Raw genomic sequence first — 14,269 nt, 5'->3', positions numbered from 1 at the left:
CGATCCTCGATGGCCGGAGCTATTCGCGCACGCGCTCCACCGTGCTCGGCGAAGAGAGGAGCGCCACGAGCAGGTCGCGCAGGAGACCGGTGCGATCCAGCGCCGCCGTGCCCTGCACGACCGGCGGAATACCGCGCGCAGACTCGGCCTGGCCGAAATAGAAGCGGAAGGCTTGCCGCGCCACGCACTCGCGGACCCAGGAGCTGCGCGACAGCGCTTCCCCCAGCTCGGCGGCGCTGTCGTACTCGCCATCGACGTCGGTGTTGAGCAGCCGGCCCGCCGCGTTGATCGGCTGTGGCCCGGCCACGGGCGCGGTGAGCGACGGGCTCGTGTACTGCTCGAGCGTGCGATAGCGGCCCGCGCCGTCGAAGTTCTCGAGCATGTAGCCGACGTTGTCGGTCAGCGCGTGGCAGGCCTTGCAGGCCGACTGCGCAGCGTGCGTCTCGTACAGCTCGCGCGTGGTCTTCGGGGCCATGCGCTGCTCGCTCTCTTCGATCGGCGGCGGCGTGAAATTCTCGGGCAACGTGATGTGCTGGCACAGCAGCTGATCGCGGATGAACAGGCCGCGGAGCGTCGGAGACGTGAGGTACTGCTTGGCTGTCTTGGCGAGCACGGAGCCGAGCGAGAGCAGGCCGCTCCGCTCGGTGTCCGTCGCGCCCGAGGCGTCGCTGCGATAGAACGCCGAGAGCGCGGGATCGGCCTGGGTCACAGGCGCCGTGAACAGGCTCGCGATCGAGCTCTCCATGCCTCCGTTCGTACGGAGGAAGCTCTGCGTCTCGGCGAACATCGCCGCCTTCACCTCCGCGAAGCCGGGGAACACGTCCTCGAACTTCTCCACCTCGGCCTCGAACGTGTGCAACCGCAACCATTGGACGAGGAAATGACCGAGCTGGTCGGTGGCGCCCGGCGTCGAGAGCAGCTGCTCGATGTGACCCGGGAGCAGCGCGGGATCGGCCAGCTCACCACGATCGGCGGCGGCGACAAGCGTCGCAGAGGGCGGCGCGCCGAGCGCGCTGTACGAAAGGAAGGTCGCGATCTCGTGGTTCGTCAGCCGGAACGCGGCCTTCGCCTCGTCGCTCGGCGCGCCGATCTCGGTCCGGTACAGGAAATAGGGCGAGCTCAGCACGCCCTTCAGCGCCCAGCGGAACGGCAGCGCCGGATCCCCGGACTCGGCGGCGAGATCGAAGACTTCGCCGTAACGGGTCAGGTCCTCCTCCGTCGCGGGCCGCCGGAACGCCTTGCTGACCGCCGCACGCAGGAAGTCCGCCTTGCACGTCGCGTCCACCTTGCCGCACGGGATCAACGCGCGGAGCTGCTGATCGCTGAGCGCGAGCACCGCGGCTTCGGCCTTGGCCCCATACTGCTCGGCCAGGGTCACGCGGACGAGCCCGCTGGTGGACATGTTCGGATAAACGCCGTTGTCCGGCACGGGCTCCATGTCGGAGACGTCGACCGGCACGCCGAGCACGCTCTGGACGGAGCGACCGTATTCCTCCGGGGTGAGCAGCCACGTGCGGGCGCGCAGCGCCGCGGAGGCGGGCTGTGGCGTCGCGTACGGCAAGCTGCCGTCGGCCTGCGGCGGGGGAACGTCGCTGCCGGTTCCGCCGCTCGCCGTGTCCAAGGACGGATCGCCGAGCTGCCCGGTGCAGGCGAGCGCCCACAAACCCAGACCGCAGATCCAGCCGAGAGATCGAAAACTCATATCGGATCTCCACATGGGCACGCGGCCTCGATTGACACCGCTCCCCTCGAGGAGGCTAGAGTCCAAACGCTATTCGCAAGTCAAGCTTCTTGTGGCCGCTCACCAACGTACAGCCTCATTGTCGCGCTGTAGTGGATGGCGAAGGCCCCGCTGCGCAGGACGACCGATCCAGAGCCGAGCAGAACGGTGTCCCTTCCGCTCGAATGTGAGCGACGCCATGGACGATGTCTACTCCAATCGGCCCGCCAGCGGCGCTCCTCGAGCCCGATGGATGATGCCCACATGTGCATCGTAAATCTATTGCTCGGGCATAGTCTCCAGCGGTCTCGCGGGTCCTGCGCGACAGCGCGCTCAGGTCACCGCTCCGGACGCAGCGCACGGTGAGGTGGGCTCATGCACCTCGACCGGGCGCTCCCGGTGGCGCACGCACCGGCACCGGGCGAAGATGGGCGTCCATGGAGATCCACCAGGTCCGCTATTTTCTAGCGGTCACCGAGACGCGCAGCTTCACCCGCGCGGCAGAGCGCTGCGCGGTCTCGCAGCCCGCGCTCACCGCTGCGATCAAGAAGCTGGAGGAGGAGCTTGGCGGCGCGCTCCTCCTGCGCGAGCGCGGCGGCGCGAAGCTGACGGCGCTCGGACAGCACGTGCTGCCTCGCTTGCAGCGGCTACACGACGAGACGCAGGCCGTGCGGGTGATCGCGGACAACCACCGGCGCCTCAAGCAGGTCCCGCTCCGCGTCGGCGCCCTGTGCACCATCGGGCCGGCGCGGCTCGTGCGGGCGCTCGCGGCGTTCCACGGCGAGGCGCCGGGCGTGGAGCTGGAGATCTCGGTGGCCATGCACGCGGAGACCCTGCGGCGCCTGGAGGAGGCCGAGGTCGACGTCCTCATCACGAGCCTCGGTGTCGCCGTCCCGGACTGGTGCGTCGTCGCCCCGCTCTACGACGAGCGATACGTCGTCGTCCTGCCGCCCGGCCATCGGCTGGAGGCGCGCGAGGCGCTCCGGATCGAGGATCTGAGGGGAGAGCCGTACCTCGATCGGCTCGCGTGCGAGATGCGCGAGTCGGTGACGGCCGCGTGCGCGGCCCGCGACGTCGAGCTGTATGCGGCGTATCGGACCGAGCGCGAGGACTGGGTCCAGAGCCTCGTCCACGCGGGCCTCGGCTTCGCCTTCATGCCGGAGCACTCGGTGCTGCTCGCCGAGGCGTCCCGGCGGCCGCTCATCGACCCGGCGCTCCAGCGCACGATCGCGCTTGTCCGCTCGGGGGATCGCACGCCGACGTCCGCGCTCCAGCGCTTCTGGGACACGATGCTCGCGCGCGCCGCCCGCCTCGAGCCGCAGGGAGGCGGCGCCCGGCCGCGCGAGCGCCCTCCCGGGAGCGGCGTCAAGGCTTCGCGGCGATGATGTCGACGCGCTCGATGACGGGCGCGGTCGCGAGCAACTCGGGCGCCTTCGCCATCAGCGCGGCCGCGATCGGGCCCTCGAGGTGCGCCTTGCGGCCGTCCTCCTCGACGAAGGTGTCGAAGACACCGAAGGTCGACGGGCCGATCCGCAGGGCGAACCAGTGAATCGTCCGCTGCTCCTCGACGGCGAGGCCGATGGCGCTGCGGAGGAAGGCCTCGACCTCGGCCTCCTTGCCGGGCTTGGCCTCGATCCGGACCAGGAGGGAGCGGGTCACGGCAGGGAGCTTGGTAGTCGTCATGGGGGTCTCCTTGTTCGGCGGCGCGCTGCGCGCCGCGCTTGATAGGGAGGGTTATGACGCCCGCGCGGCCGCTCCACCCATCGCTGTTCTCGATGGATCCATCAGCGGCGTCGATGGCCGGCTCCTTGACTCCCCCCGCGGCTACCTTTACGATCTCGGCGCCCGTGAGCCCTCCCCTGGCCTATGTGTTCTGGCACTGGCGACAACCACAGATCGCCGCGGAGGAGTACGAGAGCCGACAGCGGGCCTTCCACGCGGCGCTCGCAGCGGCGCCCTCGTCAGGCTTTCTCCGGTCGTTCAGCGTCGGGCTCTCAGGGGCCCCCTGGGCGGCGGGCGGCGGCGACGTCTACGAGGACTGGTACCTGGTGCAAGATTTCGGTGCGCTCGGCGCGCTGAACGAGGCCGCGGTCTCCGCCAGCCGCGCGGCGCCGCACGACGCAGCGGCCGCGGCGGCCAGCGGCGGGGCCGGAGGACTGTATCGTCTGCGGGCCGGAGCAGCGCTGCGCACGCCCGGGTACGCCCACTGGTTCGGCAAACCCGACGGCATGTCTTACGGTGAGCTCTTCGCTCGGATCACGCCGGTCCTGGATCAAGCGAGCGCCGGCCTGTGGATGCGCCAGATGGTGCTCGGGCCCGGCCGGGAGCTCTGCTTGCACGCGGCGACCCCCGTCTCCCTGCCCGCTCCGTTCGACGCGCTCGTCATCCCGCTCCGGCCGGCCTGGCCGGAGCTCGCCCCCACCGGCACGGAACCGGCGCGCTGAGGCGCGCGCCTCGTGCCCGGCGTCAGCCGGATCCTGTATCCATGAAGATGGATCTCGCGTTCGCGCCGGGCTTCCAATGGATGAGACGCTCATCGCGCTGCCCCACTGACAGGGCCGCGCCCGGCTGGATGACGCGTGGGTGAATTACGCGTTTGCACGACCCCGCCTGCGCGATGCACGGACGAACGCCTCGACCCCGTGGAAGGAGCGATGTAGAGTGCGCGCCATGCGCTACCGCCAGCTAGGTACGACCGGCACGCAGGTCTCGGTGCTCTGTCTCGGCGCCATGACCTTCGGCGAGGTCGACGAGAAGTCGATGATGCACAAGGTCGGCTCCGATGAAAAGGAGACCTTCGCCGTGCTCGATCGGGCCCTCGAGGCCGGCGTCAACTTCGTCGACACGGCCGACGTCTACGGCCCAGACGGCCTCTCCGAGCGCCTGTTCGGCGCGTGGCTCGCGTCGCGCAAGGCCCGCGACCGCGTCGTCGTCGCGACCAAGGGCCGCTTCCGGATGGCGCCGGGGCCGAACGGCGCGGGGGCCTCGCGCATGCGGATCGTGCGGGCGATCGACGCGAGCCTCGCGCGGCTGGGCACGGACCGGATCGATCTCTACCAGATCCATATGCAGGATCTCCGCACGCCCGAGGAGGAGCTCGTGCGCGCGCTCGACGACGCAGCGCGCGCGGGCAAGATCGTGTATTTCGGCGCGTCGAACTACACGGCGTACCGGCTCATGGAGTCGCTCTGGGTCGCCGACAAGCGCGGGCTCGACCGGTTCGTCACCTTGCAGGCGCATTACAACCTCGCGACGCGCGGGCTCGAGCGCGAGCACGTGCCGCTCTGCGCGAAGTTCGGCCTGGGCCTGCTGCCCTGGTCGCCGCTCGCGTCGGGGCTCCTGACGGGCAAGTACCGCCGCGGCGAAGCGCCGCCGCCGGGAACGCGGCTCGCTCAGTGGAAAGAGCGTTACAAGGGCTTTGACAAGGAGCGCAACTGGGCGATCGTCGAGGCGCTCGTGGCCGTCGCCGACGAGGTCGGAAAGACGCCGAGCCAGGTCGCCCTCGCGTGGCTGCTCGCGCGACCGGCCGTCTCGTCGGTCATCTTCGGCGCCCGGACGGTCGCGCAGCTCGACGAGAACCTCGGCGCCGGCGATCTCGATCTCCCCGCCGACGCCATCGCTCGCCTCGACGCCGCGAGCGCGCCCGAGCTCGGCGATCCATACGAGTTCATCAGGAACATCGACGGCGCCTGGTGAGCGCCGCCGACCTCGTGTTCATCGCACTGGCTGTCTACAGCCTGACGGCCATCGCCGAGGCGATGGGCAGCCTGTTCGTCAGGACCGCCGAGGTGCTCCCGCCGCACATCGGCCCGTGACAGGTCGGCTCGAGCGCGTGAGGTGCGACACAGCCGCGGCGCGCCGGCTCGCCAATTCCCCGTGTCGACCTGTACGCCAAGCTCCTATTACGATATAGGCTCCGTATTGTCCTCGAGCGCTGTCTTTCTTTGTAACGGGTTGCACATCGAGCGCTGGTGTATCGTGGAGCGAGGCCATGACGACGTCACCATGAGGGGAAGCGAATGAACGGAGAGGCGGTTCATGGCGACGCGTCCACCCCCGAGATCGCCGCGGCGCGGCAGCAGATACGCGCGCTGGAGAGCGCGCTGGACGAGGCCCAGGCCGCGCTGGCCGAGGCGCGGGCGGCGCTGGACGAGGCGCGGGCGGGGTACCAGAGCCTGTGCGAGGTGCTGAGCCAATCGCCCGCGCCCATCGCCATATGGCAGGGCGACGACTTCGTGTATACCTTCGTGAACCCGGCCTATCGCGCCGCCCTGCCGGGCCGCGAGTTCCTGGGCAGAGCGCTCGTCGATGCCGCTCCCGAGACGAAGGAGCAAGGGCACCTGGACCTCTTCAACCACGTTTATCGCACGGGCAATCCGTTCATCGCCAACGAGCTCCCGGTGGCGGTCCACGACCCGACGACGGGCCGCGAGGAGCAGCGTTGGTTCAACGTCGTATACGCGCCTGTTCGCAACGGGGCTGGCGCGATCGTCGGGGTGTGCAACTTCAGCGTCGAGCTCACCGACCAGGTGCGCGCGCGGCAGGCCGCCGAGGCGAAGGCCGAGGAGCTGCAGCGGAGCGCCGAGCTCATCGCAGCGCAGCGGGAGACGATCCGTGCCCTCGGGACGCCGCTCCTGCCGCTCGCGCCCGGCGTCCTGGCCATGCCCCTCGTCGGGCCCATCGACACCCGGCGCTCCGAGCAGATCATTGAGGAGCTGCTCCAGGGGGTCGCGGACGAAGGCGCGTCCACGGTGATCCTGGACGTCACGGGCGTGGAGACGATCGACACGCAGGCGGCGAACGCCATGATCCGCGCGGCGCAAGCCGTGCGATTGCTCGGAGCCCGCGTGCTGATCACCGGCATTCAGCCGGCCATGGCCCACGTCCTCGTGCAGCTCGGCGTCGATCTGCGCGGCATCGCCACCTTCAGCACCCTGCGCTCCGGCATCGCCGCGGCCCTCGGCGCGACGTAGCGACAAGACAGACAAGCATTCGATTTTATTAACGTTTCAACGCTCGCCACGCGCGCCCGCCCGCCAGCACCGGTGCTGGCGTCGCGGCGCCGTGCGCCGCGGCGCGCGGGCCGGGCGGCGCCCGCGTTCGTGTACACTGCGCGCCATGAACCGCTTCCTCCTGATGAGCATGCTGACGCTGGCCTTCGCGTGTACCCCCGAGCGCCGCGAGTTCACGGCGAACAGCTCCTCTGCCGCGAGCGCGGGGACCTCCGGCGGCGGCGTTAGCGACGGGAGCGGCGGGAGCGGCGGGGGCGGCGGGGGCGGCTTGCCCGGCTGCGACGCGGGCCAGCTCTCCTGCTCCGGGCTCTGCGTGGACCCGACCTCCGATCGGGAGCACTGCGGTGCTTGCGACCATTACTGCCTGGGACAGGCGTGCGTGCAGGGGCGCTGCGAGCCCCTGCTCCTGGCCTCGGGTGGAATGGAGCCGGTGGACGTCGCGGTCGACGACACCACCGTTTACTGGGTCGATCCCGTCGCTCACCAGGTGATGACGGTGCCGGTCGGCGGCGGCAATGAAGCGTTCTTCGTCGAGGGAGATCCCCCGTTCGCCCCCCGGAGCATCGCGCTCGACTCCGGCATGGTCTATTTCTCGGACTCCGGCACCGAGCTCATCATGAAGGCGTCGCTGGAGGGCGATCTGGAGATCCTCGCGGATGGACAGACCTACCCCATGGACATCGCGGCCGACGCCGCGAACGTCTACTGGACGAGCGCCGACCAGGGCACGGTCATGAAGGTGCCGGCCCTCGGCGGCGAGCCCGTCGCGCTCGCGACAGGGCAAGACTCGCCGCTCGGCATCGCGGTGGACGCGACCCACGTCTACTGGGTGAATGAAGGAGGCACCGTGATGAAGGTGCCCATCGAGGGCGGCGACGCCGTCACGCTCGCAGAGGGGCAGATGAAGCCGAAGGACATCGCGGTGGACGCCACCGGCGTCTACTGGACCGACGACGGAGGCACCGTGATGAAGGCCCCGCTCGGGGGCGGCAGCCCCCTCGCGCTCGCGGAGGGGCAGCGCAACCCGCGGAAGCTCGCGCTCGACGCCGCCAGCGTCTACTGGACGAACGACGACGGGACCGTGAAGAAGGTGCCAGTCGGAGGCGGCGACGTCGTGACGCTCGCGACAGGGCAAGATCATCCGCTGGGCATCACGGTGGACGCCACGAGCGTTTACTGGACGAACAGCGCCGCCGGCACGGTGATGAAGCTCCCGAAGTAAGCCCCCGCCGGGCGGCGAGCGGCGCATCGTCCGGCGGAGCCTCTCGCGCGCGCGGCGCCCCGGACCCTGCCGAGATCGCTTGCCACGCGCGCCGTTCGGGCGCGACGATCGGCGCTCCATGAGACGCGCCGCCCTCCTGCTCCCGATCGCCCTCGTCGCCGCGTGCGCCGGCGCTCCGGCTCCCCAGCACGGCCCTGTCGCGCCGCTGCCTCCGGCGCCCCGCGCGGCGCGCGCCCAGCCCGCCCTCGCGGCGGCGCAGCCCGTGACCGCGCCGGAAGGGCTCTCCGCGGTGCTGCGGATCGCCGACCCGCAGCGGAGCTGGAGCCACGTCACGCAGCTCATGGCGAGCACGCCCTTCGGCGTGTTGCTGTTCAGCACGGGCCCGAGGGGACCCGAGATGCTGCTCGAGCAAGCGCTGGGTCCGGCGCTCGCCGACGTGGTCGATCTGGACAAGCCGATCGACGTCGCCTGGTTCGGCATCACGGACCCGGAGCTGCGCCCCGTGGTCTCCCTGTCGGTCGCGGAGCAGGAGGTGCCGCGGCTGCACGAGCGCTTCGTGCTCAAGGAGCACCGAGGCATGCTGCGCGTGGAGGGCGTGCGCGACGCGGATCCCGACGAGGAGACGCCGCGCCAGAGCTGCGCCTTCGAGCCCGGCGAGCGCCGGGGCGGCGCGCGCCTGCTCTGCGCCAAGGACGCGAAGGATGTCGACGCCGCCGCGCCGTACCTCGTGGAGGTCGTGGGCCGGGAGCCGATCGAGGCGGACGCGCGGCTCGAGATCATGGAGTGGACCCTCCGCGAGGTCATGAAGAGCCCGGACGACGCGGACGGCGACGACGGCCCCACGGGGGCGCTGGGCCGGGAGATCGGCGACGCGTTCATGCGCGACCTCGAGAGCATGAGCATGGACCTCAGGTGGGGCCGCGCGGAGGTCGACATCGGCTTCAGCATGCGCTTCGCGAGCCGGCGCTCGCCCCTCACGCTGGCCTTCGCCCCGGCCGTGGCGCCGGACGCCGCCCCCCCGCCAGCCTTCCTGCGCCTGCCGGGCGACACGGCCGTCGCCTTTTACACGCAGGGCGCGTCGCGCGCGGAGCTCACCCCGCTGCGCGACGTCATCTTCCCGGCGCTGCGCGACGACCTGATGGACGACGGCTACGACGCGGCGGCGCTCGATCGGCTCATCGAGCGCCTCGACACGCTGTTCGTCACGGGCGGCCCCATCGTGATGGGCGCGGGCGGGGATCGCGCGGCGGCGGAGCGGGCGCTCGCGGCCTACCAGGGCGGCAAGGGCGCAGCGCGCTCGCAGAAGGCGGTGCACCGCGCGCTGCAGAGCTGGATCCTTGTCGCGGTCGAGGAGCCGGCCCAGACCTGGATCCCGGGGATGAAGGAGCTGCTCCTGCTCGGCGAAGAGCTGGACAGGCTCAAGGCGAGCCCGAAGGCGGCCGGCGGCGCGGGCACGCCCGGCGGCGCGCCGGAGGGCCGCGCGAGCAAGGACGAGGACGAGGACGAGGACAAGGACGAGGACGAGGACGAGGAGCGCACAACGCCGGTGATCGTCCGCGCGCCCGCCACGCTGCCCGCGGGGACGCTGCACGTCGAGCTGCGCTCCAAACCGCTCACGAAGGACGCCCCGCCCGCGCACACGACCCATTTCTACGTCGTACCCGCCGGCCAGCGGACGTGGTTCGGGATCGGCGAGAACGACGCCGCCGTGGTGGCGCGGCTGCGCGTCGCCGCCGACCCGGGGCGCGACGAGCGCACGCTCGCCGCGGCGCCGGGCCTGGAGGCGCTGCGGCAGCCCGGGACGCTGGCCGGCGGGCTCTTCTCGCTGGCGGGCCTCGTGTTGCTGGGGGCGCGCGGGGACACGCCGGAGGCGCTCGGCGAAGCCGCCAAGGAGCTCGCCGGGCTCGCGACGCTGCCGGCGCGCGGCGAGGTCTCGATCCCGCTCGCGGTCACCTCCGAGGTGCTCGGCTCCGGCGCCGCCCGCGTCACCGCCCGCGTGCGGCTGCCCCTCACGGCGATCCACGACGCGATCGCGCTCGGCTCGCGCTGACGCCGAGCCCCCTCGAGAGGCGCGCGGGCAGCGCGCGAGGCCGCCTCACATCGAGACGTCGATCGTGGGCGTCTGGTCCGTCGTCCAGCCGCTGACGCTCGGGAAGTAGGTCGTCTCCTCGTCGCCGCCCTGGCTCGTGTGGATCTGGTACCGGCGATTCGCTCCGCAGTTGAAGAGCGCCCCATAGACGACCGATTTCGTCTGACCGGCGCCGACAAGCTCGGACGAGGTGTTCGCGAGCTTGCTCCACGTGCCGCCGGACACCTTCACCTTGCTCTCATCCCAGTTGACCGTGAACGCCTGGCTGCCGGAGTTGTGCACGCGCACCGTGATCTGACACCCGGCTACGGCGTCATTTGGCGCGCTCACAGCGACCGCGGCGCCGATGGGCAACAGAAAGGCGGCGGCGATCAAGGTCCGGCGGATGAGCACACGTTGTTCGAGCTTCATGGCGAGTTCTCCTCTGGTTGTGCGGCCGTCGATTCATCGCGACGGCGCGCTCTCGCCGGCACACTCAGCAACCGGCAGGCCAGACGCGAGCTCGCGCCGTTTCCCGCGAGGATCGAGCCTCATCGCGGTCGCGCGCCGCCTGCCTCGACCGCGCCGAGGCGCTCGCGCCGAGCCCGCCGGCACGCGCAAGCGCGCTTTTCCTCGGAGCGCCACGGGTGACACACTGTCACAGGGGTGTCCGGTGACACCCTGTGACAGGAGGCGCCTCCACGTCTCCCTCGGTGGGCGCGGCGCGCTCGATCCGTCGCCGGGAGAGGCCACGACGTCGCTGCCGGACACGGGAGCGCGGGACGAGCGTCGGCTACGCCCGCTTCGGCGGGATCGGGTACATCGCGGCCAGGTCGTCGTTCCGCCGGAACCCGAGCGCCTCCCTGTGAACGCGCAGCTCCCACAGCGCCTGCGCCGCCACCTCGCGCTGCCGGTTGAAGGCCGCGACCCTCGCCGCCCGCTCTCTCGAGTCCGCGCCCTCGCCCTGGGCGAGCTCATCGAGCGCCTTGCCCTGCAGCTCGAGCTCGAGCAGCGCGACGTTGATCTTGTCCTCGGACCGTCCGAGCGCCGAGGCCATCTCCCTGAGGATCTCGCCGGCGAGATCCGACGGGTCAGAGGCGGGCAGGCGCTGCCGGAGACGATCGAGGTATGGGCTCTTGTACCCCTGGTCCTTGAGCTGGTCGACGAGCTTCTTCCACGTGGGCTCGGCCATGCCGCCAGAGCGTAGCAGCGCCCCGGGGACGCACCGCCTCCGCCGCGGACGCCGCCAGTGCGTCCGCGGCCGGCGCGCCCGCGCGCGCCGCAGGGCCCCGGCCGAGCCTGCCTGATCCAACCCTCGCCCTTCAGAGCCACCGAGGAGAGCAAACAGCAGAAGTTCATGACGGAAATCAGGCAAGAATCAGGCAAGAATCAGGCAAGAATCAGGCGAAGCCAGACCGCCACCGACTCCCCGTGTCGTCTTGCGCGGTGCGGGGATGAGCGATAATCTGGTCAATCAACGTTCGATGCTCCCGCGGGCGACGGGACTCGAGGGCCAATCATGATGCTCGATCCTGCCGGACAGCCAGGACCTCACGCCGTCGTCATCGGCGCCGGGATCGCCGGGCTCATCGTGGCTCGGGTCCTCACCGATCACGTCGAGCGGGTCACCGTGATCGAGCGGGATCGCGCGTCGCCCGAGGGCGACGCGCGCAGGGGCGCCCCGCAGGGCCGCCACGTGCACCTGCTGCTCACCGGCGGCAGCCGCGTGATCGAGCGGCTCTTCCCGGGCATGGATGAGGAGCTCGCGGCGGCGGGCGCGCCGGGCGGCGACTGCGGCCTGTGCTCGATCGTCCACTTCCCCGCGTGCCGGATGCCGCGCCGTCGCCTCGGCTTCGATCTCCGCCTCGCGAGCCGGACGCTGCGCGAGCGCCTGCTCCGCCGCCGGCTGGACCGCGACGCGCGGATCACGTTCCGGGAGGGCGCGCTCGTGAAGGGGCTGCTCGGCGACGGCCAGAGGGTCAGCGGCGCGCGGGTGCGGTCGCGCGACGGAGGTGAGGAGGCGCTGCGCGCCGATCTCGTCGTGGTCGCGTGCGGCCGCGACGCGCCGGTCACGGCCTGGCTCGAGGAGCTCGGCCACCGCGCCCCCCGGGAGGAGGTCGTCGACGCGCACCTCTCGTACGCGTCGCGCTGGTACCGGCCCCGCTCGGTGGACACGCGCGACTGGCACTTTGCCATGGACATGCCGAGCGCCCCGCACCACCGGCGGGGCGGCGCCGCGGTGCGATATGAGGGCGGCAGATGGCTCCTCACGCTCGAAGGCATCGCCGGAGACCGGGCGCCCTCCGGGGATGCGGAGTTCGTCGCGTGGGCTCGCTCCCTCCGGGTGCCCGAGATTCACGCCTTGATCCAGGACGCCGAGCCCATCTCGTCCATTCATGGATTCGCGAGGACGGAGAACCGGCGCCGCCATTTCGAGGAGATGGCGAGCTTCCCGGACGGGCTCGTGGTGCTCGGCGACGCGGTGGCGGCCTTCAACCCCATCTATGGCCAGGGCATGAGCGTCGCGGCGCTCGGCGCGCAGGAGCTCGACGCGTGTCTGCGAGAGCAGCGGGCGCGGCTGGGCGCGCCGGGCCTCGACGGGCTCTCGCGGCGCTTCCAGCGGCGGCTGGCCCGCGTCACGGAGATGCCCTGGCAGTTCGCGACCGGCGAGGACTTTCGCTGGCCCGAGACCACGGGAGGACGTCCAGGGGCGATCCAGCGCTTCATGCACGCCTATTCGGACCAGGTGATGCAGCTCGTCGAGGAGGACGCCGAGGCAGCCCGCACGCTCATGCGCGTCCTGCACTTCATCGAGCCTCCCAGGGCGCTGTTCCGGCCGTCGATCGCGGGCCACGTCCTTTCGCGCGCCGCGCGGCCTGCGCTCGCGAGCGCGCGCCACTCCGCGAGCGCCGCCGCCGCACGGCTCTTCACGCTCGCCGAGCGCCGGGGCGGCATCCGGTGAGCCGGTAACCCGAGCGTTCGACGCGGACGCGCGTCGTCGCGGCGGGCGGGGATCGATCGCGCTCGGGCCCGACGAGCCAGGCCCCCTGACCCTCGCGCCGGATGCCGTCGTCGACCGGCGCTGCTCGCGGGCCGTCAGCGCGCCCGGAGCGCCTCGTCGAGGTCGGTCCAGAGGTCGTCGATCGACTCTAGGCCTATCGAGAGCCGGAGCAGGTTCGGCGGCGCCAGCGTGCGCGGGCCCTCGACGGTCGCCCGGTGCTCGACAAGGCTCTCGACGCCGCCGAGCGAGGTCGCGCGGAGAAGGACCTTCACGCGGCCGGCGGCGCGGAGCGCGTCCTCGGCGCCGCCCCGCACGAGGACCGAGAGCATCGACCCGAACCCGCCCTTCATCTGCCGCGCCGCCACCGCGTGTCCGGGGTGCGACTCGAGCCCTGGATACAGCACCCGCTCCACGCCGGCATGGACCGCGAGCCGGCGGGCGAGCTCCAGGGCGGTGGCGCTCGCCCGGCTGACGCGCACGAAGAGCGTCCGCATGCCACGCAGCAGGAGCCACGCCTCGAACGGGCCGGGGACCGCGCCCTGCACGTGACGGAGGTGGCGGATGCGCTGCCACGCCTCGTCGTCGCGCGCGGCCACGATCGCGCCGGCGAGGACGTCGCTGTGGCCGTTGAGCGCCTTGGTCGCCGCGTGCATCACGAGGTCGGCGCCGAGGGCGAGCGGCTGGGTGTGGACGGGCGTGGCGACCGTGGAGTCGACGGCGAGCCGCGCGCCGCCCGCGTGCGCGATGTCGGCCGCGGCGGCGATGTCGACGACGTCCCAGGTGGGGTTCGCGGGCGTCTCGATCCAGACGAGGGACGTCGGGCCGCGCTGGACGGCCGCGCGGAGGGCGTCGAGGTCGGTCGCGTCGACGAGCTCGAGGTCGACACCCCACGTCGCGCACCACTCGGTCATCCAGAGGCGGAGGCCGTTGTACATCGCCCGCGAGGCGACGAGGCGCGCCCCCGGCCGCAAGAGCGCCTGCACGGCCGTGGTCGCGGCGGCCATGCCCGACGCGAACAGGCGTGCGTCGGCGCCGCGTTCGAGCTCCGCGAGCAGCTGCTCGGGCGCGCGGTACGTCGGGTTGTCGTCGCGCGTGTACTCGTGGGCGGCGGGCAGGCGGTAGCCCTCGTCGCGCGCGTACGTCGTGCTCGCGTGGAGCGGCGGCACGACCGCGCCGGTCGCGCCGTCGACGAAGTGGCGCGCCTGCGCGGCGAGCGTCTCGGGAGAGGTCATGGGCCCGAGGATAG

Annotated in this window: 13 protein-coding genes; 8 read left to right on the top strand and 5 right to left on the bottom strand. The window is 71.7% G+C overall.

What is annotated here, in order from left to right:
* Positions 1–19 precede the first annotated feature (19 nt).
* Complete coding sequence (locus WME75_RS00715) at positions 20–1,702, bottom strand: DUF1588 domain-containing protein (protein WP_437485374.1); 1,683 nt, start codon at positions 1,700–1,702, stop codon at positions 20–22.
* 455 nt (positions 1,703–2,157) lie between these two features.
* Between WME75_RS00715 and WME75_RS00710 the strand changes: the two genes are divergently transcribed.
* Positions 2,158–3,105, top strand: coding sequence for a LysR family transcriptional regulator (locus WME75_RS00710; RefSeq protein WP_437485372.1), 948 nt, complete (start codon positions 2,158–2,160; stop codon positions 3,103–3,105).
* On the opposite strand, the gene WME75_RS00705 is transcribed toward WME75_RS00710, so the two are convergent.
* On the bottom strand, positions 3,086–3,403 hold the full coding sequence (locus WME75_RS00705) for a putative quinol monooxygenase (RefSeq protein WP_437485370.1): 318 nt from the start codon (positions 3,401–3,403) through the stop codon (positions 3,086–3,088). The two genes, WME75_RS00710 and WME75_RS00705, sit on opposite strands and share 20 nt — an antisense overlap.
* 164 nt (positions 3,404–3,567) lie before the next feature.
* Between WME75_RS00705 and WME75_RS00700 the strand changes: the two genes are divergently transcribed.
* The 6 genes from WME75_RS00700 to WME75_RS00675 all read left to right on the top strand — a co-directional run bounded on the left by WME75_RS00700 (position 3,568) and on the right by WME75_RS00675 (position 10,004).
* A complete protein-coding gene (locus WME75_RS00700; RefSeq protein ID WP_437485368.1) occupies positions 3,568–4,164 on the top strand; it encodes a hypothetical protein in 597 nt (198 codons plus the stop codon).
* A gap of 226 nt (positions 4,165–4,390) precedes the next feature.
* Complete coding sequence (locus WME75_RS00695; protein WP_437485366.1) at positions 4,391–5,416, top strand: aldo/keto reductase; 1,026 nt, start codon at positions 4,391–4,393, stop codon at positions 5,414–5,416.
* A complete protein-coding gene (locus WME75_RS00690; protein WP_437485364.1) occupies positions 5,413–5,535 on the top strand; it encodes a hypothetical protein in 123 nt (40 codons plus the stop codon). The genes WME75_RS00695 and WME75_RS00690 overlap by 4 nt, the downstream gene beginning before the upstream one ends.
* A 204-nt stretch (positions 5,536–5,739) precedes the next feature.
* Entirely contained in the window at positions 5,740–6,693 is a 954-nt protein-coding gene (locus WME75_RS00685; RefSeq protein ID WP_437485362.1) for an STAS domain-containing protein, read from the top strand.
* Positions 6,694–6,838: 145 nt separating this feature from the next.
* Positions 6,839–7,954: a hypothetical protein gene (locus WME75_RS00680; RefSeq protein WP_437485360.1), complete on the top strand. Its 1,116-nt coding sequence runs from the start codon at positions 6,839–6,841 to the stop codon at positions 7,952–7,954.
* Between the two features lie 118 nt (positions 7,955–8,072).
* Positions 8,073–10,004, top strand: a complete 1,932-nt coding sequence (locus WME75_RS00675; RefSeq protein ID WP_437485358.1) for a hypothetical protein — start codon at positions 8,073–8,075, stop codon at positions 10,002–10,004.
* Positions 10,005–10,049: 45 nt separating this feature from the next.
* Here the strand turns inward: WME75_RS00675 and WME75_RS00670 are convergent, their stop codons facing one another.
* Together WME75_RS00670 and WME75_RS00665 are read right to left on the bottom strand one after the other, a co-directional pair.
* Positions 10,050–10,454: a hypothetical protein gene (locus WME75_RS00670; RefSeq protein WP_437485356.1), complete on the bottom strand. Its 405-nt coding sequence runs from the start codon at positions 10,452–10,454 to the stop codon at positions 10,050–10,052.
* 361 nt (positions 10,455–10,815) lie between these two features.
* Positions 10,816–11,214, bottom strand: coding sequence for a hypothetical protein (locus WME75_RS00665; RefSeq protein WP_437485354.1), 399 nt, complete (start codon positions 11,212–11,214; stop codon positions 10,816–10,818).
* A gap of 327 nt (positions 11,215–11,541) precedes the next feature.
* Here WME75_RS00665 and WME75_RS00660 point away from each other — a divergent pair, with 327 nt between their 5' ends.
* On the top strand, positions 11,542–12,984 hold the full coding sequence (locus WME75_RS00660) for an FAD-dependent oxidoreductase (RefSeq protein WP_437485352.1): 1,443 nt from the start codon (positions 11,542–11,544) through the stop codon (positions 12,982–12,984).
* A 134-nt stretch (positions 12,985–13,118) separates the two neighbouring features.
* Here WME75_RS00660 and WME75_RS00655 read toward each other — a convergent pair whose 3' ends face one another.
* A complete protein-coding gene (locus WME75_RS00655; protein ID WP_437485350.1) occupies positions 13,119–14,255 on the bottom strand; it encodes a trans-sulfuration enzyme family protein in 1,137 nt (378 codons plus the stop codon).
* Positions 14,256–14,269 lie beyond the last annotated feature (14 nt).

The organism is Sorangium sp. So ce1014 (genome assembly GCF_051521505.1).
Taxonomy (GTDB): domain Bacteria; phylum Myxococcota_A; class Polyangia; order Polyangiales; family Polyangiaceae; genus Sorangium.
This window is presented reverse-complemented; position numbering and strand designations above follow the sequence as displayed.